This is a genomic window from Paenibacillus pabuli NBRC 13638 (assembly GCF_001514495.1).
GTDB classification, from domain to species: domain Bacteria; phylum Bacillota; class Bacilli; order Paenibacillales; family Paenibacillaceae; genus Paenibacillus; species Paenibacillus pabuli.
Map to the genome: position 1 here is coordinate 1 of NZ_BCNM01000035.1, position 19,583 is coordinate 19,583.

20 protein-coding genes and 1 tRNA gene are annotated in these 19,583 nt (G+C 46.0%); 15 read left to right on the forward strand and 6 right to left on the reverse strand.

Going from position 1 to position 19,583, the window contains the following annotated elements; translation table 11 throughout:
• Positions 1-314 precede the first annotated feature (314 nt).
• The 10 genes from guaB (at position 315) to PPA03S_RS30350 (ending at position 9,457) form a co-directional block, all read left to right on the forward strand.
• The gene (gene guaB, locus PPA03S_RS30310) at positions 315-1,772 is read left to right on the forward strand and encodes an IMP dehydrogenase (protein ID WP_062329594.1); all 1,458 of its coding nucleotides are present in this window, start codon (positions 315-317) and stop codon (positions 1,770-1,772) included.
• Between the two features lie 423 nt (positions 1,773-2,195).
• Positions 2,196-3,584 (forward strand): D-alanyl-D-alanine carboxypeptidase family protein, encoded by a 1,389-nt coding sequence (locus PPA03S_RS30315; protein WP_062329596.1) that lies wholly within the window; start codon positions 2,196-2,198, stop codon positions 3,582-3,584.
• A 245-nt stretch (positions 3,585-3,829) separates the two neighbouring features.
• A complete protein-coding gene (pdxS, locus tag PPA03S_RS30320) occupies positions 3,830-4,711 on the forward strand; it encodes a pyridoxal 5'-phosphate synthase lyase subunit PdxS (RefSeq protein ID WP_062329598.1) in 882 nt (293 codons plus the stop codon).
• Positions 4,712-4,729: 18 nt separating this feature from the next.
• The gene (gene pdxT / locus PPA03S_RS30325; RefSeq protein WP_062329600.1) at positions 4,730-5,311 is read left to right on the forward strand and encodes a pyridoxal 5'-phosphate synthase glutaminase subunit PdxT; all 582 of its coding nucleotides are present in this window, start codon (positions 4,730-4,732) and stop codon (positions 5,309-5,311) included.
• 272 nt (positions 5,312-5,583) lie between these two features.
• Positions 5,584-6,867 (forward strand): serine--tRNA ligase, encoded by a 1,284-nt coding sequence (serS, locus tag PPA03S_RS30330; RefSeq protein WP_062329602.1) that lies wholly within the window; start codon positions 5,584-5,586, stop codon positions 6,865-6,867.
• 277 nt (positions 6,868-7,144) lie between these two features.
• Positions 7,145-7,233, forward strand: a tRNA-Ser gene (locus tag PPA03S_RS30335).
• Positions 7,234-7,377: 144 nt separating this feature from the next.
• Complete coding sequence (locus PPA03S_RS30340; protein WP_062329604.1) at positions 7,378-7,719, forward strand: hypothetical protein; 342 nt, start codon at positions 7,378-7,380, stop codon at positions 7,717-7,719.
• A 25-nt stretch (positions 7,720-7,744) separates the two neighbouring features.
• Positions 7,745-7,921 carry a hypothetical protein gene (locus PPA03S_RS33525; protein WP_167666123.1) on the forward strand — a complete coding sequence of 59 codons (177 nt, stop codon included), beginning with the start codon at positions 7,745-7,747 and terminating at the stop codon, positions 7,919-7,921.
• A gap of 23 nt (positions 7,922-7,944) precedes the next feature.
• Entirely contained in the window at positions 7,945-8,097 is a 153-nt protein-coding gene (locus PPA03S_RS30345) for a small acid-soluble spore protein P (RefSeq protein ID WP_062329606.1), read from the forward strand.
• A 268-nt stretch (positions 8,098-8,365) separates the two neighbouring features.
• On the forward strand, positions 8,366-9,457 hold the full coding sequence (locus PPA03S_RS30350; RefSeq protein WP_062329609.1) for a hypothetical protein: 1,092 nt from the start codon (positions 8,366-8,368) through the stop codon (positions 9,455-9,457).
• Between the two features lie 69 nt (positions 9,458-9,526).
• Here the strand turns inward: PPA03S_RS30350 and PPA03S_RS30355 are convergent, their stop codons facing one another.
• Together PPA03S_RS30355 and tadA are read right to left on the reverse strand one after the other, a co-directional pair.
• Positions 9,527-10,096 carry a GNAT family N-acetyltransferase gene (locus PPA03S_RS30355; protein WP_062329611.1) on the reverse strand — a complete coding sequence of 190 codons (570 nt, stop codon included), beginning with the start codon at positions 10,094-10,096 and terminating at the stop codon, positions 9,527-9,529.
• Positions 10,097-10,129: 33 nt separating this feature from the next.
• The gene (gene tadA / locus PPA03S_RS30360; RefSeq protein WP_062329613.1) at positions 10,130-10,630 is read right to left on the reverse strand and encodes a tRNA adenosine(34) deaminase TadA; all 501 of its coding nucleotides are present in this window, start codon (positions 10,628-10,630) and stop codon (positions 10,130-10,132) included.
• A 334-nt stretch (positions 10,631-10,964) separates the two neighbouring features.
• On the opposite strand from tadA, the gene PPA03S_RS30365 reads away from it, so the two are divergent.
• Both PPA03S_RS30365 and rluF read left to right on the forward strand, forming a co-directional pair.
• Positions 10,965-13,271 carry a PAS domain S-box protein gene (locus tag PPA03S_RS30365; protein WP_062329615.1) on the forward strand — a complete coding sequence of 769 codons (2,307 nt, stop codon included), beginning with the start codon at positions 10,965-10,967 and terminating at the stop codon, positions 13,269-13,271.
• A gap of 51 nt (positions 13,272-13,322) precedes the next feature.
• Positions 13,323-14,024, forward strand: a complete 702-nt coding sequence (gene rluF / locus PPA03S_RS30370) for a 23S rRNA pseudouridine(2604) synthase RluF (protein ID WP_062329616.1) — start codon at positions 13,323-13,325, stop codon at positions 14,022-14,024.
• Positions 14,025-14,151: 127 nt separating this feature from the next.
• Here rluF and motB read toward each other — a convergent pair whose 3' ends face one another.
• Complete coding sequence (gene motB / locus PPA03S_RS30375) at positions 14,152-14,970, reverse strand: flagellar motor protein MotB (protein ID WP_062329618.1); 819 nt, start codon at positions 14,968-14,970, stop codon at positions 14,152-14,154.
• Positions 14,957-15,757 (reverse strand): flagellar motor stator protein MotA, encoded by an 801-nt coding sequence (gene motA / locus PPA03S_RS30380; protein ID WP_062329620.1) that lies wholly within the window; start codon positions 15,755-15,757, stop codon positions 14,957-14,959. Before motA ends, motB begins: the two co-directional genes overlap by 14 nt.
• A gap of 234 nt (positions 15,758-15,991) precedes the next feature.
• Here motA and PPA03S_RS30385 point away from each other — a divergent pair, with 234 nt between their 5' ends.
• The 3 genes from PPA03S_RS30385 (at position 15,992) to rbsK (ending at position 17,863) form a co-directional block, all read left to right on the forward strand.
• Positions 15,992-16,285 carry a hypothetical protein gene (locus PPA03S_RS30385; RefSeq protein WP_062329622.1) on the forward strand — a complete coding sequence of 98 codons (294 nt, stop codon included), beginning with the start codon at positions 15,992-15,994 and terminating at the stop codon, positions 16,283-16,285.
• 249 nt (positions 16,286-16,534) lie between these two features.
• On the forward strand, positions 16,535-16,831 hold the full coding sequence (locus PPA03S_RS30390) for a 4a-hydroxytetrahydrobiopterin dehydratase (RefSeq protein ID WP_062329625.1): 297 nt from the start codon (positions 16,535-16,537) through the stop codon (positions 16,829-16,831).
• A gap of 12 nt (positions 16,832-16,843) precedes the next feature.
• Positions 16,844-17,863 (forward strand): ribokinase, encoded by a 1,020-nt coding sequence (rbsK, locus tag PPA03S_RS30395; protein ID WP_245683769.1) that lies wholly within the window; start codon positions 16,844-16,846, stop codon positions 17,861-17,863.
• A gap of 339 nt (positions 17,864-18,202) precedes the next feature.
• Here rbsK and PPA03S_RS30400 read toward each other — a convergent pair whose 3' ends face one another.
• Positions 18,203-18,562: a c-type cytochrome gene (locus PPA03S_RS30400; protein ID WP_062329627.1), complete on the reverse strand. Its 360-nt coding sequence runs from the start codon at positions 18,560-18,562 to the stop codon at positions 18,203-18,205.
• 149 nt (positions 18,563-18,711) lie between these two features.
• Entirely contained in the window at positions 18,712-19,206 is a 495-nt protein-coding gene (locus tag PPA03S_RS30405) for a GNAT family N-acetyltransferase (RefSeq protein ID WP_062329629.1), read from the reverse strand.
• Between the last annotated feature and the right edge of the window lie 377 nt (positions 19,207-19,583).

Sequence of the window (19,583 nt, forward strand, 5' to 3'; positions counted from 1 at the left end):
TTTGTTTATTAGGGGAATATAGGTAACTAGAAACTAATACAGTATTCTGGCTGAATGATCATAGATAAGCATCACTCATTAGGAGTGGTGTTTTTGATATATATATAATGAAGTTGTCCGCTCATGAAATACAGTTGTATGCATGAGGCAACACTCCTGATATAACCAGGGACTTTCCCTTGACAGTCTAAATAACGCTTTGCTAAGATGGCAATAATAAATTTTTCAGAAAACGTATTTTCGGCATAAAATACAGCCTGGGATCTTCGGGTTTTGGACCGTAAAGCTGAGCAAACATAAGGAGGAACGCCCGCGTGTGGGAAGATAAATTTGGTAAGGAAGGTTTCACCTTCGACGATGTACTGCTGGTGCCTCGGAAATCCGAGACACTGCCTAAAGAAGTGGACGTATCTGTTCGTTTGAGTGACAGCGTAAAACTGAATATTCCTTTGATTAGTGCTGGTATGGATACTGTTACCGAAGCGACATTGGCGATTGCCATTGCCCGTGAAGGCGGTATTGGTATCATCCATAAAAATATGTCTGTTGAACAGCAAGCGGAGGAAGTTGATCGGGTTAAGCGCTCGGAGAGTGGTGTTATTACCAATCCGTTCTCATTGACAGCTGAACATCTGGTGTCTGATGCTGAATCCGTTATGGCGAAATACCGCATTTCCGGTGTGCCGATTGTCGAAGGAGACCAGAAGCTTGTAGGTATCCTGACCAATCGTGACTTGCGTTTCATCCACGACTTCTCCATTAAAATTAGCGAAGTCATGACTCGTGAGAATTTGGTTACTGCGCCTGTAGGTACTACACTGCAAGAAGCAGAAGGCATCCTCCAGAAGCATAAGATTGAAAAACTTCCATTAGTCGATGAGTCCAACACACTGAAAGGCCTCATTACTATTAAAGATATTGAAAAAGCAATTCAATTCCCTAACGCAGCTAAAGATGCACAAGGACGTTTGCTGGTTGGAGCAGCGATCGGAATTTCCAAAGATACCTTCGAACGTGCTGATGCATTGGTACAAGCCGGTGTTGACCTGATTACGGTAGACTCGGCTCACGGACATCACATTAACATTATTGATGCTGTTCGTCAGCTGCGTGAGCGTTTCCCGAACCTGACAATTGTGGCAGGTAACGTTGCTACAGGTGATGCAACCCGTGAATTGATCGAAGCAGGGGCATCCGTTGTCAAAGTAGGAATTGGTCCAGGTTCCATCTGTACAACTCGCGTAATTGCAGGTATTGGTGTTCCTCAAGTTACAGCAGTATATGATTGCGCAAACGTAGCACGTGAATATGGCGTACCGATCATTGCTGATGGTGGTATCAAGTACTCTGGTGAGATTACCAAAGCCCTCGCTGCAGGTGCACATGCAGTTATGCTCGGCAGCTTGTTTGCTGGTACAGCAGAAAGCCCTGGAGAAACGGAAATCTTCCAAGGACGTAGCTACAAAGTTTACCGCGGTATGGGATCGATGGCTGCGATGAAACAAGGAAGTAAAGATCGTTACTTCCAGGATGATGACAAGAAACTGGTTCCGGAAGGAATCGAGGGACGTGTTGCTTACAAAGGTCCATTATCGGATACCATCCATCAGTTGATTGGTGGTCTGCGTTCAGGTATGGGATACTGTGGTACAAGCAGTTTGGAGCAGCTTCGTAATGATACACAGTTTATTCGTATTACAGGTGCAGGACTTCGTGAGAGTCATCCGCATGATGTACAGATTACAAAAGAAGCCCCTAACTACTCGTTGTAATCCGAATTGTGTTAATCATTTCCAGGACAGGCCAGGCGATTTTCGCCGGGCCTGTCTTTTTTTGCGGATACCCCTGTGATAGAATAGAACAAGCGGTAATATCCTTTAATGGATTAGGGCGTTGCGGCGGTTTTTTGACGTGAATCTATGAAAACTGCTGATTACAATCCGTTTTACGTGATAGAAAAGGTTGCCCAGCTAAAAAAGAAGCGCGGACGTCCTTTTACATAAGCATTCTACACAATGCTAATTAAGTGACAATCGATATTGAACTTCAGGAGCAATGTTATTGCTCTTTCGATACAGCGCATATATTTCACATCTCACATATCATCTCCACTTGTTAGGGAAGACGAAAATATCGCAGCTCAAGCTGCACTGAAGCCTATCACAGAAAGCTTCGGACCGAAGGGAGTATTATCATTGAAAGCTAAACAAATGAATAAGAAAAAACGTCAAATGCTCAAAAAAAGCGTAGCCTCGGTTATGCTGATTAACATGCTCTGTATGTCTGCGGTAATGCCGGTTATGGCGGCTGCTAATGACTCCGGCCAGGTACTGACTGCTGCGGCTACAACAACAAAGGCTGAAAAAACGGTGGACATTCCTTCAGTGGACACACTGGGACTCGATGTTAAATCAGCTGTGCTCATGGAGGCATCAACAGGACAGATTCTGCTCAATGTGAATGCAGATAAAGCTATGCCACCTGCCAGTATGACCAAAATGATGACCGAGTACATTGTGGCTGAACAGGTTAAACAGGGCAAATTTAGCTGGGATGATGTCGTTACAGTTGGTGAAAATGCAGCCAAGAGTACAGGTTCGCGCATTTTTCTAGCAAAAAATGACCAACATACGGTCAAGGAGCTTTACATTGCTATGGCCGTAGGTTCTGCCAATGATGCCACAGTTGCTTTGGCTGAATATGTTGCAGGTTCCGAACAAGCTTTTGTGAAAATGATGAATGATGAAGCGAAGCGTATGGGAATGAAAGACAGCTATTTCATTAACTCTACAGGTCTGGATCGTGCAGATATGCCTGCAGATTTCCGTCCAGCTGAGGATAAAGAAATCGTCATGTCGGCACGAGATGCGGCTATTTTGTGCAGATATATCATCATGGACCACCCGGACTACAAAGATTTTACTACAATTCAATCCTACAAATTTCGTCCCAATGACAAAGCACCCATTATCAACTATAACTGGATGCTGGAAGCGAATAAAAATATAACCAATTTCAAAAGCTATGCCTATGAAGGCCTGGACGGGATGAAAACAGGGCATACCACAAACGCGGGGAATAACTTTACAGGAACGGCTGAACGTAACGGCATGCGCCTGATCAGTGTAGTTATGGGTACCGATTCGGAGCCTGCGCGTTTCAGAGAAACGAAGAAAGTATTGGACTTTGGATTCAATAACTTTGAAGTGAAACAGGCGGTTGCCGCCAAAACCAAAGTCACAGGCTGGGAAGCTGTACCTTTGAAAAAAGGAAAAGAAACAACAGTGCCTGTAGTCACTGACAATGCAGTGAGTTTTGTTGTACCCAAGGGTACTCAAAACCTGGACGTAACTTTTAAAGCGAATGTAACCGAAGCGGATAAACTGGTTGCTCCAATCAAGGCTGGCACCAAAGTCGGTACGGTTACTTATACGTATAAAGCGGAGGGAATTGAACCACAGGAGAAAACCGTTAACCTCATCACCGCAGAAGAAGCAGAAAAAGGCGGTTGGTTCCGTCTCTTCTTCCGTGCAGTTAAAGACTTTTTCGTTGATCTGTTTGATGGTATCAAAAACCTGTTCTAATAGGCAAAAGAACAAAAGTGGCCAGTTCAACATGACATTTTTAATATAGTTGACTTAGATCCCTGACAAAATACAAGTAATTCCGACCGGATGGATTGTATAATTACAATTTTTCCGGTAAAATATCAAGTTAGAATTCTACGTGTGATTCAATTAAAAAGTCTATTGTTCTTCGGCCTAAAAAGGTTGGTTAACCAACCTTTTTAGGGACGAGAACGACTCATACATTACTGGGGGCTAGGAATATGGAAACGGGGACATCACGCGTTAAAAGAGGTATGGCTGAAATGCAAAAAGGCGGCGTCATTATGGACGTTATGAATGCCGAGCAAGCTAAAATTGCTGAGGCAGCAGGTGCAACAGCAGTTATGGCTTTGGAGCGCGTTCCTTCTGATATTCGTGCAGCAGGTGGAGTAGCCCGCATGGCTGATCCAACCATTGTCGAAGAAGTGATGAAAGTTGTAACCATTCCCGTTATGGCCAAAGCACGGATCGGACATTATGTTGAAGCCAAAGTATTGGAATCCCTAGGCGTGGATTATCTGGATGAGAGCGAAGTACTGACTCCTGCCGATGAAGTGTTCCATATTGACAAACATGAGTTCACTGTACCGTTTGTATGTGGTGCCAAAGATCTGGGTGAAGCATTGCGCCGGATTGGCGAAGGGGCTTCCATGATTCGTACTAAAGGTGAACCGGGAACAGGAAACATTGTTGAAGCGGTTCGTCACATGCGTTTTATTAACAGCCAGATTCGTAAAGTTACCAATATGTCCAAGGACGAATTGTACGCAGAAGCGAAAAACCTTGGCGTAGCTTATGAACTTTTGCTTGATGTACATGAGAACGGCAAGCTGCCTGTAGTCAACTTCGCAGCTGGTGGCGTGGCAACTCCTGCTGATGCTGCACTTATGATGCATCTGGGCGCGGATGGTGTATTTGTAGGTTCAGGGATTTTCAAATCGGACAGCCCTGAGAAATTTGCACGTGCCATTGTAGAAGCGACTACACATTATACGGATTACAAATTGATTGCTGAAGTATCCAAAAACCTTGGAGCACCTATGAAAGGCATTGAAATTTCCAAACTTGCACCTTCCGAGCGCATGCAGGATCGCGGCTGGTAAGAGAAGGGGACATGTAAAATGAAAATCGGTGTTTTAGCTCTTCAAGGGGCTGTAACTGAGCATATTCGCAGTATCGAACGAGCTGGTGCAGAAGGAGTGGCGATCAAACAGGTTCAGCAGCTAGAGGAACTGGATGGTTTGATCCTTCCAGGTGGTGAGAGTACCACAATTGGCAAGCTGATGCGCAAATACGGCTTCATGGATGCTATTCGTACATTCGCTGCTGAAGGTAAACCGGTATTCGGTACCTGCGCTGGTTTGATCGTTATGGCTAAACATATCGCAGGACAAGAGGAAGCTCATCTCGAGCTGATGGATATGACCGTATCCAGAAATGCATTTGGACGGCAAAGAGAAAGCTTTGAAACGGATCTTCCGGTAAAAGGTATTGAGGAAACGGTTAGGGCTGTATTCATTCGAGCACCGCTAATCGAAAGTGTAGGGGACGATGTAGAGGTTCTTTCCACTTACAAGGATGAGATCGTAACTGCTCGCCAGGGGCATCTGCTGGCTTGCTCCTACCATCCTGAACTGACAGATGATTATCGACTGCATGCTTACTTTGTAGACATGGCCAGGTCGTATAAACAGTCTGTATAGAACCAATCACGATTAACATACAACCTATGATCTGCCGGTGAACCGGATCAGTCCCCTAGAGGCTCACAAGGCTAACTGGGAGGGGCTATCTGGTCGGATACCTGATGTTGCCCGTATCTGCTTCCAAAGCGGGAATCGCAGCGTAGGGTACCACCGGAGCTTCATAGGTTATTTTTTTACCAATGAGGAATGATGAAGAATACGAATGCTGCAAAGGTATTGGGGTTTAATAGGAAAGGTTCACTTTGTGGTGTTATTTAGGAGGGGTATTAGTGCTTGATGTGAAAATATTGCGGAATGAGTACGCACGTGTTGAAGAAGCGTTGACGAAACGTGGCAAATCACTGGATTTAATCACTGGATTCTCTGAAATGGATGCCAAACGTCGGGAATTGCTTCAAGAGAGTGAAAACCTAAAAAATCGCCGGAATACCGTATCCGGGGAAGTAGCGAAGCTTAAAAAGAGTGGAGAAAATGCGGACGAACTGATCGTTGAGATGCGTGAAGTTTCGGATCGGATCAAAGCAATGGATGAAGAAGTTCGCGAGCTGGAAGCGAAGATTAATGATCTGACTATGGCGATTCCGAACATCCCTAATGAGAGTGTACCTGTTGGTGCTTCCGAAGAAGATAATGTGGAGATTCGTCGTTGGGAAGAGCCAAAGACATTTTCATTTACACCAAAAGCACACTGGGAAATCGCTCAGGATCTCGATATCCTTGATTTTGAAGCGGCTGCCAAAGTAACAGGTTCCCGTTTTACGTTCTATAAAGGATTGGGTGCGCGTCTGGAACGAGCCCTGATCAACTTTATGATGGATCTGCACAGCGATCAGCATGGGTATGAAGAGATTCTGCCTCCGTATATCGTTAACCGTGACAGCTTGTTTGGCACAGGCCAATTGCCCAAATTCGAAGAGGATCTGTTCAAGCTGAAAGATACCGAGTATTATCTGATTCCTACGGCTGAAGTTCCGGTAACGAACTATCACCGCGAAGAGATTCTCAATGCTGATCAATTGCCTAAACACTTTGTGGCGTACAGCTCTTGTTTCAGATCGGAAGCAGGTTCTGCTGGTCGGGATACACGTGGCTTGATTCGTCAACACCAGTTCAATAAGGTTGAATTGTTGAAACTGTCTTCTCCTGAGACTTCGTATGAGGAATTGGAGAACATGACACAAAATGCGGAACGTGTGCTTCAACTACTGGGTCTGCCTTACCGTGTTCTGACGTTGTGTACGGCAGATATGGGCTTCACGTCTGCGAAAACGTATGACATTGAGGTCTGGTTGCCGGAAAGCAACACGTATCGGGAAATTTCGTCATGCTCCAACTGTGAAGACTTCCAAGCACGTCGGGCTAACATCCGTTTCCGCAGAGAACCAAAATCCAAACCGGAATTTGTTCATACGTTGAACGGTTCAGGACTGGCGGTAGGACGTACTGTAGCAGCGATCCTGGAGAACTACCAACAAGAAGATGGAACCGTAGTGATTCCTGAAGCACTGCGCTCTTACATGGGCGGAGTAAGCGTAATTGCACGTCGTTCCTAAGATAATGATAATGTAATAAAAAAACCGTCTCCTGACAAATGGAAGGGCTGAACGTCCATTTTGACAAGGAGACGGTTTTTTTGTTGTTCATATTTTCAATGGTAAAGGGAGGGTAGAACCCATTCTGGGCAAGAATAGTGACGTTCAGCCTGATGTTTTTGCAGTTACCACAATAAGCAGGAATTTTTTTAGATCAATTATTTATAAAAAGGTTGCTTTCTGGCACATAATTATGGTATGATCATTTTCGTGGCAAGTTTATAAAAGTTAATATCCTGGAGAGGTACCGAAGCGGTCATAACGGGGCGGTCTTGAAAACTGTTAGGGTGCAAGCCCACGTGGGTTCGAATCCCACCCTCTCCGCCATACTACACTTATGATAAGGATTCGAGCGATAAGCTCGGGTCCTTTTTTGCATTTTGCAGATGAGACAGAATCGAATACAACGTTGGCTGCATGATGCATAAAAATAACCGAATCGCCGCACTTTATAGGAGTGGAGGTGGTAAGATGAACCGCGAATTAAACATAGATCAGACGGAGCTTGTAGGTGCTTGGCAGGAGAGATTGCCTGAAGTGTTGAACGTCGGAGATCGGGCTCAGGTCATGGCAGACGAGGCTGATCAGCAGGCTATTCGAATTCACATTGCAACAGCCGGACACCAGATGTACTCTTTTGATTTCAAGTGTGCCTATGTGGACTCTCGTGAAGTCAGTGTGCAGCTGATTGATGTGGAACGGGATGGACAAACGACAGATGAGCGTACAGAACCCATTCAGGAACTGGCTCAGGACTATACAAGGCACATTCATGAATGTGCCCAGTCGTTACAATCCAAAACTAGACAATAGGTTCACGTTAAAGGAGTGGTTAAAAGTGAGCAAAGCAAAAGCCGGAACAGACAAAAACTTGCAAAATGTAGTCGCTGACCTGGATCAGACCGCTGTGAACAGTCATCATGCGCAGCAGATTCAGCAGGACGCGAATGATCGTCGACATCAGGATTCCCTGAATCATGATAAAACGGAAGATATGGATCCATCCCATTCCTAATCCAATGAAGAGGGGGGAAAGACATGAGCAAGCTCAAAACAACACCTGTGCCCGAAGCTCAGGCCGCTGAACAGCATCGAAAACCTGAGAAGCATTCTTCCATGCAGGAACCGTTGTCAGGCTCCAAAAAGGTGAAAAACCAGAACCATGTGGATCATAACAATCCTCAAGGGTAATCTGGAAAAGATACAATCACGTTGCACATATAACAGGCATAACCATAAACCATAACCAATAACTCCGGTTAAAAACCGGGGTTTTTGCGCGTTCATACATTATTTCAAGGTGGACTCCATTGAATAACTCATGCTTACATAGGTCTTTGTAGCCAATTTAGAGAGGAAAGATCACAAATTTCCCAAATCGTGTTTCCGTTTCAGAATAAATGGTATATCATTGGTATTGAATTATTTTTTTGGGGTTATCACGAGAGGAGAGAAACAAATGACTAAACGTATGGGGGCGCTTCTTCTTACGCTGCTGTTAACCGTATCTTTGGCACTGACAGCATGTAGCAGCAAGCAAGAACCAAAAGAGGCATTAAAGACGGCGGCAGCCAATGCTTCCAAACTGACTTCGTATGAGATGAGTTCCAATTTCACAATTAATGAATTGAGCTATAAACCTGGAGATGCGTCACAAACTGATCCGACTATGACTCAGTTCATGAGTATGCTGAAGGATGCCCAGTTTAACGTAACAGGTGTTTACCAAAGCGAGCCAATGCAAACTGAAATGACGGTGGGCATTGAACTTAAAGGCGACATGGGCATGACTTTTAACATTCCAATGGTTATGACCGCTGAGAAGTTATATGTTAAGGTACCAAGCATTCCGTTCTTCCCTATTCCGGAAACAGTTGTTGGCAAATTCCTGGAACTGGATCTGAAAGAACTGGCTGAGCAAGAGGGTACTGAGTGGAACCCTGATGCTATGGACACAGCCAAAACGCAGAAGCTAAGTAACGAAGTGTTGGATGCGGTGCTGAGCGAGTACGATCAAGCTAAATTCTTCAAAAACGTGGATACCAAAGATGCACAGCTTCCTGAAGGTGTGGATGCCAAACAGGTTGTACAATTCTCGGTTACTAATGACACAGCAAGTGAAGCGGTTAAAGTAATGATAACTAAAGCATTGCCAAAAGCAATTGATATTGTGGCTAAAGAAGAGTATCGCGATATGCTGCAACTGAATCAGACTGATATTGACGAAGCCAAAGAAGGTCTGAAATCCGTCGCTGAAGATAAGGAAGAAATGGCGAGAATCGATAAAATAAACGAAGTGCTGAATATCAGTAAGTTTAATATTGATTTCGCTCTCGACAAAAACGACTTCCCTGTATATCAAAAAATGGTAGCGGATCTTTTGATCACTCCTGTAGATACGAAAGACGAAGTGAAATTGGCATTCACAGGTTCAAACACATACACCAAAATTAACGAGAAGCCAGCGTTCAAAATCAATATCCCTACTGGTGAAAATGTAATTACAATGGATGAGTTTGAAAAACTGATGAACGCATCTTACGGATACTAAGATCTCCGAATCATTCTTTACAGCAAAGAGCCGCTCGACCTAAGGGTCGGCGGCTCTTTGTGTAATTGGTTAACTTAATGATTCAGCCAAATCCTCAGCGAGTACAGCGTAGATCTGATGATCTTGGTACGCTCCATTAATCTTGAGGTATTTGCGAGCGATGCCTTCGGCCTGAAACCCGTTTTTCTCCAGGACACGTTTCGAACCCGTATTGGATAACAGGATGGCAGCCTGAACACGGTTTAACTTCAGAGCACGGAAAGCGTAGGATACAGCAAGCTTGACGGCTGCAGTCATTCGTCCACCGCCCTGGTAGTCTGGATGTATAAAGTACCCCATGTCTGCATAATTGGCCACGCCCTGAACGACATTATTCAGGCTAACCTGGCCAATCAGAAGGCCATCATCGATGGTGAAAATCCCGAATTGATAACCTGTCCCATCCTCGGCTGCCTGCATTCTATCCTGAATACGTCTGGTTTGTGCATGAAGCGTATAGAACTCATCATCGCGAATAGGTTCTACCGACTGATAGGGAAGGCGAGTGATTTGGATAAGAGCAAGATATGCTTCCGTATCTTGTGGAGTAATCAACCGAAGACTTATCCCTTTGGGTGTATCATATAGTGTGAGCGGCATGAGTGCACTCCCTTTCCTAATGAATATTAAGGTTTATTTTTTGCGTAAACGCCGGAAGAATTGAGTCAGCATAATGGAGCACTCCGGTTGAAGGATGTCAGCCACGACTTCGGTTCGGTGATTAAAGCGAGGTTCCTGCAGCAGATTCATCAATGTTCCTGCACATCCTGCCTTGGGATCAGCTGTACCATATATGACACGGGGCACTCTTGATTGTACAATGGCACCTGCACACATGGGGCAGGGCTCCAAAGTGACGTACAGACTGCAATCCAACAGTCGCCATGCCCCGATGGCTTCACTGGCCTGCCGAATGGCAACCATCTCAGCATGAGCTGTGGAATCAAGTGTCGTCTCACGCAGATTATATCCTCGACCAATAATACGATTATGTTGAACAATTACTGCCCCGATGGGTACTTCCCCAAGAGCTTCGGCTTTGTATGCCTCGGCCATCGCTTCTCGCATCCAGTATTCATGTTGAGACTGCTCCGTAAGATGCGAAAGATCAGGTTGGAGAGTGTCGTCTTTCATTACAATTAAAACTCCTTTCGAAAAAGCGTTTGTGCGGCGAACAAACATTCGTTTGTTAACATACTGTGTATAAGTCTGTGGATAAGTGGCGAGTTGCTCACAGAGTTATGAACATACTATCCACATGCCTGTGGATTTGTGTATAGTTTTTAGCGGTTATTCCCATTCTAGGCATCAAAAAGACAAAATTCAATTGAATTCGCGCTTTTCAGCCAAGCGGTAACTTTTGGACAAAGGTCAATTATCCTTTTCAAATAGACATACAACAGTTATGATGGAGATAGGTTTTGCCATATATCGCCAGAGGGTACAAGCCGAGAGGTGAACGAAAAAGTTGTCTATTAAAACGAAATTATCCATAATTATGTCGTGCTCGGTGCTCGTCATTTTGGTTCTGAATATAGCTCTGAGTTATTATACTACAGAAGAGAATTTAAGGCAGGACAGCGAGAACAAGATGGTGCTTACGGCCAAGCAAATTGCAATTGCTGTCGAACAAAGCCAATCCAGTTCGGAATATGTAAAACGGCAGATTGGGAACAACCTGTGGCTGGCATCAATCATGGCGGCAGCAGAGCTGGACCCGGATATTAATAATATCACAAATGAAGATCTGGTTCGCATGAGCGAAAAGGTTGGGGTCTCCCATATTTCCTTGATGGAGCAGACGGACAATGATATCGTTGTTACACGTTCCTCCGATCCAAAGGAGATTGGATTGTCTACAAAGTCCATGACGTATTGGTATCAGGCATTTAAACAGCTGTTCGAAAAACATCAGGTTACGATATCACAGGGCCAGACATTAGACCATTTCTGGTCGGATGGATTCGAATATTCGACATCAAGTCCGTCAGATATTGATATCTGGGGGTACTACCATGATGGGAAGAGGAATTACATAATTAATCCCTTCTATAATAATGCTGCTGTTGATGACTATGTGAAGATCTCTGGTCCAGACGAGATTCTGAACAAGATTCGTGAAGTTAATTCTTCCATTTTGGAGATCACAGGCATTAATCCACTGACCTTTGGTAGTTCAACAATGAATGATGACGGAAGGGATACAGGCCATAGCAAGTTGAACAACAGACCCATTCGTTTCGGTACGTACCAATATGGAGCGGCCGAAGAGGACCATAAGGCAGTCGTACGGGCGATTCGTACCGGACAGAATGTATCTTTTGTCAGTGAAACCCATGATCAGAAGGTGCTCAAAAGTTTCATCCCGATATTTACCCCGAATGAATCATCTTATGTTATTAGTATTGTCATGGATTATAAGCAAATATCCTCGATGGTGTCGGAACAATTGGTTAGCCATGCCTCCATATCCCTTGTGTTGCTTGAGATCGTGATCTTTGGCAGCTATTTGCTTGCAGGATATATTACTCGCCCCGTTCAATTAATTCTGGGCAAAGTGAACGACGTGGCTGACGGCCATTTTGACTTCCGTCTGAAAGTGAGAAGGAAAGATGAACTGGGTCAATTAGCTAATCGCATTAATGCCATGATTCGCAATTTGGGTCATTATACGAATCGCTTGAAACAGATGTATGAAGAGAATCGGGCGGTAAAAGAGCATCTGGAATCGATCATTAACCAAACGGCAGATGCCATTCATATTACCGATCTGGATGGGAACGTGCTTCGGGTTAACCGTGCCTTTGAGCAGTTATATGGCTGGCGCAGCCGTGAAGTTGAAGGCCGACAATTGAAGATTATTCCTCCTGGCTCTGAAGAGGAAATGAAAGTACAGCATGCTCAGCTGATTGAGGGGATGTCGATTACATCCAATGAGACAACATGGATGAAAAAGGATGGCAGCCGCGTCGAAGTCAGCGTGAGTACAGCACCAGTCAGAGATGAAGCAGGGGAGATTACTGCGCTGATTAGTGTGTCTAGAGACATTACAAGCCGTAATCGAATGGAAGAGCTGCTCAGACGATCGGAGAAACTGACGACAGTAGGTCAACTGGCAGCTGGAGTTGCGCATGAAATACGTAATCCGCTCACAACCCTGCGAGGGTTCCTTCAGCTCCAACAGGAAACGAACAAGCTGAATCATCGCCATTTGGACTTGATGTTGTCCGAATTGGATCGTATTAATCTTATTGTGGGTGAATTTTTGATACTGGCCAAACCTCAGGCGGTTCATTTTCAGGAGCGGGATATTCGCTTCATTCTAGGCGATGTCATATCACTGTTGGACAGCCAGGCACATCTGCATGGTGTGGAATTTGTGTTAAATGCTTCATCCGATTCGGCTATGGTACACTGTGAAGAGAATCAGTTGAAGCAGGTCTTCATTAATTTGCTGAAGAATGGCATGGAGGCCATGCCAGACGGAGGTAATATACGCATTAAACTCAATCATGATGAAAAGGCGAGTCGGGTGCGGATTGAAATCAAGGATGAAGGAACCGGGATCCCTGAAGAGATGATGCCCAAGCTGGGAGAACCGTTCTTTACGAGCAAGGAATCGGGAACAGGGCTTGGCCTAATGGTCAGCCAGCGCATTATTCAATCACATAAGGGCATGATGGATATTAAAAGCGTCATGAACAAGGGAACGACCGTCATTATCGACCTGCCTGCTTCCAAGCAGCAACTGGAGAGTATACAGGAAGAGAACTAGGCGGATAACAAACTTACAGATGAAGAGAAATAGATGAGGTGAGATTACCTTTTGCGTATTAATAAATTTATCAGTGAAACCGGATATTGTTCCCGTCGTGAAGCCGACCGATTGGTGGAAAGCGGGAAAGTAACGATCAATGGAATGCAGGCCGAGCTGGGCAGTCAGGCGGAAGATGGGGACGATGTTCGCATTAATGGCCAGCCTATTAAAGAAAAAAGAAAACATGTATACATTGCGCTCAATAAACCGGTGGGTATAACCAGTACAACCGAGCGGCATATTCAAGGAAATATTGTTGATTTTGTAGGGCACAAGGAACGTATCTTCCCGATTGGTCGTCTGGATAAGGATTCGGAAGGTTTGATTCTGATGACCAACGATGGCGATATCGTCAATCGAATTCTAAGGGCCGAAGGGCGCCATGAAAAAGAATATATCGTTACCGTAGATCGTGCTGTAACGCCGAGTTTCCTGAAAGGCATGAGTACAGGAGTCAAGATCCTTGGCGAAATGACGCTGCCTTGTACGGTGACTCGGATATCCGAGCGAGTATTCCGGATTATTTTAACCGAAGGAAAAAATCGTCAGATTCGCCGGATGTGCAGTGCGTTTGGCTACGAGGTTCGGAAGTTGAAGCGGATTCGAATTATGAATATTCATCTTGGCGAACAGACTACAGGTCATTGGAGAGAACTGACGCCGACAGAAAAATCGGAATTGGGCGGTCTGTTGGATTATACGCTGGAATAAATGATGGCGATAAAAACGCTGTTTTCCTCTAAGGGAAAGCAGCGTTTTTAATATCCGTAGACAGAAAAAAGCCACTCTTCTTCGATGAAAGAGAGTGGCTTGTACATTTGCTTGCTGCATGTAGTCCTTAATGACCTTTTCCGACTGATTTTACAGACGGGTTGTTACTTTGATACTTCCGAATAATGGAGACTTCAACCCGGCGGTTCTGAGCTCTTCCGGCATCCGTTTGGTTACTGGCGACTGGATGATACTCTCCATAACCGCTAGGCGTGAATTTTGCAGGGTCCAGTGAATCATTCAACAGAAGAATTTTGAGGAAATTCAGTGCCCGATCAGCACTTAAATCCCAGTTGTCCTTATATTGGCTGTTCGAAATGGGAACATTATCCGTATGACCAGACACCACCACTTCATATTCCGGGAATTCCTGCAGCATGCTGGAGATGGCCTTAGCCAATGAGCGTGACTCCGGCTTAACATCAGCCCGTCCTGAGGAGAACAGGGCATTATCACTGATGGTGATCTTGAGCTCCGATTGATTCAGCTTGGTATTCAGCTGATCGGATAATCCGTTTTTATTGATATATTGGTCTAAGCGTTTCTTGAGCTTCTCCAGATCTTCCTGTTCTTTCTTGGCCATCTGGGCATCGGTAATCTGAGCCGGTGTATTCTTGGTGATTTCCTGCGGTTCCTTTTTACTTTTGCCCAGATCTGTACTCGATTCCGTAGGGTTCATGGAAGAGTGATCCAGTACACCCGAACCACCATTCAATGCACTGCTGAGCGCCTGGGACATCTCTTCGAATTTTGCTGCATCTATGGAGCTCATAGAGAATAATGTGATAAACAGAGCAAGCAGCAACGTCATCAAGTCGGAATAAGGAAGCAACCAGCTCTCGTCTATATGTTCCTCATGAGGTTCGTGTTTTTTAGCCTTTTTCACCTGATGATCCCTCCTTCTCTTCCAGCTGTCTACGTTCGGAAGGTGTCAGGAATACAGATAGTTTTTGGTTGATGGCAATAGTGGATACTCCGGATTGTATCGATAACAATCCTTCAACCATCATCAGCTTGATCTCCATTTCTTTCTTGGACATTCGCTTCAGTTTGTTGGACATGGGATGCCACAACACGTAACCACTAAAGATACCAAGGAGTGTAGCGATAAATGCCGCCGCAATGGCGTGTGATAGTTTCTCCATGTCACTGAGGTCGGCGAGTGCCGCAATCAGACCTACAACGGCTCCGAGTACCCCGAGCGTTGGTGCGTACATCCCCGCTTGGGCGAAGATCAAGGCGCCGCCGCGATGGCGTTCTTCTGTGGCATGAATATCTTCCATCAATACATCACTTACAAATTCCTGGTCATTGCCGTCGATGATCATACGCATTCCGCCACGGAGGAATTGATCATCAATATCTTCTACTTTTGATTCCAGTGCCAGCAAACCTTCACGACGGGTAGTGGAAGCCCAATCCATAAATGTGCCGATCAGTGAAACACGGTCAATCAGTTGCTGCTTTTTGAATAGAATCCCAAAGAGCTTAGGGATTTTCTTAACTTCAGACATAGGAAATGCCATAAAAATGGTTCCTGCCGTACCAACAAAGATAATAACGTAGGCTGCCGGGTTGTTAACCAGGTTGATCAGGGGCGCCCCTTTAAGGAACATACCCAGTACAAGTGAAACCAGCCCCAAAACTAGTCCGATAATCGTTGAAATTTCCATCATACACCTCATCCATGAGATAAAATTGAATCCTTTCAAGCGGCTCTATTCGGGCTTCCGGACGAACGTTACGCCGCAATCCGCTAAACGTTAGGCATCCCCTTTAGATGCTGAAACAGTTAAAACGGTCATGTATAGTATTTATCGACCAGAAGGCCTTTTTTTTTAAGGGTTATTTTCAGGTATAATAAGATCAAATCCGCTCCGTAGGGGCCGAACAGGAGTGAAAAGCCAATGGGCGTAAAGCATGGACGGGATTATGAAGGAATATTGACAGATTTGACAGAGGCCATAGGAAGAATACCGGACCGCTACGTTTTCTTTGAAATGGATGCGGAGGAATGGTCGCGTCTGGGGGAGAGGGAGCAACTTGAAGTAGATGAAGCGTTAGCGGAAGATCTGTTCTATGCGCTGGGAACCGAGTCCCTTATACCGGTAGGAAGTGGCGTGGTTATTCACGACAAGAATCAGCACCGGATTAATATTTTGATTGGGGAAGAAGAGCTGACATTTGTGCCGCTGATTTAGTGTGTGCACCTTCGTTATTTGACTTGGGAAATAGGGTGCTTGAATCCCCCAAAGCCTTGTGGTTGTTGGGCCAAATGCCATTCGTTATATTGGATTTTGGGGCTTGTCCGTGGTAAGATGATAGTCATGAAACGGGCGAGCCGCAGGGCGGTTGACCTATGCGTTGGGTTGCTGTGATAGCGCCAAAGGTTTCGGTGGCAGCACGGCAGGTGTCTGTGATGAGCCATCATATGGGGAGGAAGATAACGTATGGTTTTTTCGCAAGAGGAAGTCGAAGCTCATCTGGGGAGGCTGGAAGGCTGGGAACTGGAAGAGGGACGGTGGATTGTCCGCAAGTTCGTATTTTCCAACTACATGAAGGGGATTGCATTTGTGGACGAGGTCGCTGCGATTTCGGAAGCATTCAATCATCACCCTTTTATTACGATTGACTATACAACGGTCACGCTGCGTCTCACATCATGGGATGAAGGCGGTATAACATCTGTAGATATTAAAGAAGCGCAACAATATAACGAGGCATTTGAGAAAATGAGGTCGGAATAACCGGGATCGGTTATGAACGTACTACCGGAAATGAGTGAAGAAACCATGTCAGACGATAATCAGAACAAACCTCTTATTGCTGTCGTAGGCAGCCTGAATATGGATCTTGTGGTGAAAACCGATACCATACCCGAAGAGGGGGAGACGGTAAGTGGGGAGGAACTGCACTATCTGGCTGGTGGGAAAGGCGCCAATCAAGCCGTTGCTGCTGCACGACTGGGTGGACAGACAACGATGGTTGGAGCGGTAGGATCGGATGCTTTTGGTGAGCGTCTGTTGCACAGTCTGACGGAAAGTGGAGCGGACGCCTCGCAGGTTCACGTATTGGATGATACCGTTACAGGTACAGCTTCCATCTGGCTCTCCAAAGGAGATAATCGGATTATCGTCATTCCCGGAGCGAATGGGCGACTTGAACCTTCGATGCTGGAGGAAGCGGATACGGTAAAAAGCCTGACTGCAGCCGCAGCGGTGCTGCTGCAGCTGGAGATTCCGCTGCCTGCGGTCACCCGCGCCGCCCAACTGGCGGCTGAAGGCAGCGCACTGGTGGTGCTCAACCCGGCTCCCGCAGTGCCGGGTCTGCCCCAGGAGCTGCTGCGGTGCGTCGACGTTGTCACGCCGAACCGCAGCGAGCTCGCCGTGCTCACCGGCCGGGATGAACTCCGGCCGGAAGACATGGATGCGGCGGTCGCAGAGCTCGCCGCATCTCTCGGGGCCGCTGTCGTCACGACTCTCGGCCCCGAGGGGGCTGTATACGCGGCAGCGCCTGGCGGCCGCGTACAGGCAGGGCGTGCCGGCGCGTGCCGTGCGCCCGGCTACGCCGTAAGCGTCGTCGATACGACCGGCGCGGGCGATTGCTTTAACGGCGCGCTGGCGGTAGCCCTTGCGCGCGGAGAGACGCTGGACGCAGCAGTTGGCTTCGCCATGGGCGCGGCCGCGCTTTCCGTGACGAAGCTCGGCGCCCAGTCCGGGATGCCGTTCGCGCGTGAAGTGGAGGCTTTTCTGGCTGAGCAGCAGGCAAAGACGCCGTAAAGTATGTTGATTTGCTTAGAACGAGTCATAGACAGTTGTATCGGGATCGCTTATGCAGCCGGATAGCCATGGCTCGAATATTTCTTACTGGAGCATCCTACGTATTGAACGCATGAATATGACCAAGAGGCTCTTACTCTCCCGGCAGGGGGAATAAGAGCCTCTTCTTCTTATGAACAGTTGATCAATTCAGCAACCAGTGGAATACGATCGACTACGTGGTGCATCCAGAGCGATGATGGCTTGGAGCATGCGTGGGAGCGAAGGGACGGTTGGAGTCCCCCACTTTAACACGCGTGTAATCTGAATCCTATGATTCGCCGCCTTAGTCTTCTAGCCTTACTTCTTCTCAGCCAACCACATCGCAACATTCGCGATTTCTTCATCCTTCAACTTGTCTTTGAACGAAGGCATACCGCCGCTTTTACCTTTGACAATGGTGGTGTAAATCTTCTCCACATCGTCCTGGCTGCCAATCTTCTGCAGACTAGGGCCCATGCCCCCTTGAAGCTGATCACCGTGGCAGGTAATACAGTTTGCTTTGACCAGTGTCTCAGCCTGTCCTGCATCCATTGTAACTTCCGGCATGGTTGGCTTCACTTCTTCTGCAACTTCCTCTTTTCCTGGAAGCGTAAACATTAGTACAATAGCTAAAGCGCACGCTGCAAAGAATACCCCGCTCATGATCCATTTGTGCATCCCTTATGTCCCCTCCAGAATGAAAGATCATCTAACCTGAAACTATCCATATCATTATAACGGAACCTGTAGTGACATCATAGCATTTTGTGGTAATTTTTTGAACTAATCACATAACGGGGACTTTTTAGTGCCATTTTATGATTTATTTATCCCCGAGGACCTTCATAGACCATGCAGTAAAAAGGTTTTAAACCACTCGGTGTCTGTCGCTCGTATGTATCCTGCATGACAAAGCCAGCTTTTTGATAGACACGAATAGCCCGGTCGTTCCAGGTTAACACTTCCAAATCAATTTCGTTCAGAGGATTTCGGCGAATCGCCTCCTGCACGATGGCCGATACAAAAGCTGTCCCCTGGCCCTGGCCACAACGTCTGGGATGCATACCAAGTCCAATCCGGGTGACACCTTCAAGTGGGAAGTACTGAGCGAACCCGCAGACCTGAAGATCCTCTCCCAGCACCGCCGCATATTGTTCCTTTCGGAGCTGGGCATCCCCAAATTCAACTTCCAGTGCTTTCATCTGCTCCCAGGGCAGCCAACTATAAATATTATAAGGCGGGTCATATCGCCAATCACAGATCTGCTCCGCATGTTCTTCTTGCATGGGCACAACGTGAAACGTCACAGGGGCTTCATCCATACAACTGCACGCTCCTCTCATTGTGAACAAGCTATAATGATTTGATTTGTCCATATACATATACATATGTCATTCCATATCTAGACTTGTTTTCACTCTACAAAAGAGGCGTTCATTTGGCAAGTCCCCGTTTTAGAAAAAAAGTGAAACAAAAGTTCCGGTAATTTCGTTTATATTATAGTGGGATGGGTAAAAACATTATAAGAGCACGGACGAAGCAACAAAAATAGCTCTAAAAACTTAAATTTAGGTTTGATAGCTATCCCGAATGCTTTAAAGAAAACGAAGCACAAAAAAACCGCCGGATACATTCCTGCGGAGAATGTACCAGACGGTTCTATTATGCTTCGTTACAGTAGTTTTATTGTTCCAGCATG

Bases quoted from the DNA above. Each gene is read 5' to 3' on its own strand.
- pdxS (WP_062329598.1), top strand. From the start codon at position 3,830: ATGGAAACGGGGACATCACGCGTTAAAAGAGGTATGGCTGAAATGCAA.
- pdxT (WP_062329600.1), top strand. From the start codon at position 4,730: ATGAAAATCGGTGTTTTAGCTCTTCAAGGGGCTGTAACTGAGCATATT.
- PPA03S_RS30340 (WP_062329604.1), top strand. From the start codon at position 7,378: ATGAACCGCGAATTAAACATAGATCAGACGGAGCTTGTAGGTGCTTGG.
- PPA03S_RS30345 (WP_062329606.1), top strand. From the start codon at position 7,945: ATGAGCAAGCTCAAAACAACACCTGTGCCCGAAGCTCAGGCCGCTGAA.
- PPA03S_RS30350 (WP_062329609.1), top strand. From the start codon at position 8,366: ATGACTAAACGTATGGGGGCGCTTCTTCTTACGCTGCTGTTAACCGTA.
- PPA03S_RS30355 (WP_062329611.1), bottom strand. From the start codon at position 10,096: ATGCCGCTCACACTATATGATACACCCAAAGGGATAAGTCTTCGGTTG.
- tadA (WP_062329613.1), bottom strand. From the start codon at position 10,630: ATGAAAGACGACACTCTCCAACCTGATCTTTCGCATCTTACGGAGCAG.
- motA (WP_062329620.1), bottom strand. From the start codon at position 15,757: ATGGAAATTTCAACGATTATCGGACTAGTTTTGGGGCTGGTTTCACTT.
- PPA03S_RS30385 (WP_062329622.1), top strand. From the start codon at position 15,992: ATGGGCGTAAAGCATGGACGGGATTATGAAGGAATATTGACAGATTTG.
- PPA03S_RS30390 (WP_062329625.1), top strand. From the start codon at position 16,535: ATGGTTTTTTCGCAAGAGGAAGTCGAAGCTCATCTGGGGAGGCTGGAA.
- rbsK (WP_245683769.1), top strand. From the start codon at position 16,844: ATGAACGTACTACCGGAAATGAGTGAAGAAACCATGTCAGACGATAAT.
- PPA03S_RS30400 (WP_062329627.1), bottom strand. From the start codon at position 18,562: ATGCACAAATGGATCATGAGCGGGGTATTCTTTGCAGCGTGCGCTTTA.
- PPA03S_RS30405 (WP_062329629.1), bottom strand. From the start codon at position 19,206: ATGGATGAAGCCCCTGTGACGTTTCACGTTGTGCCCATGCAAGAAGAA.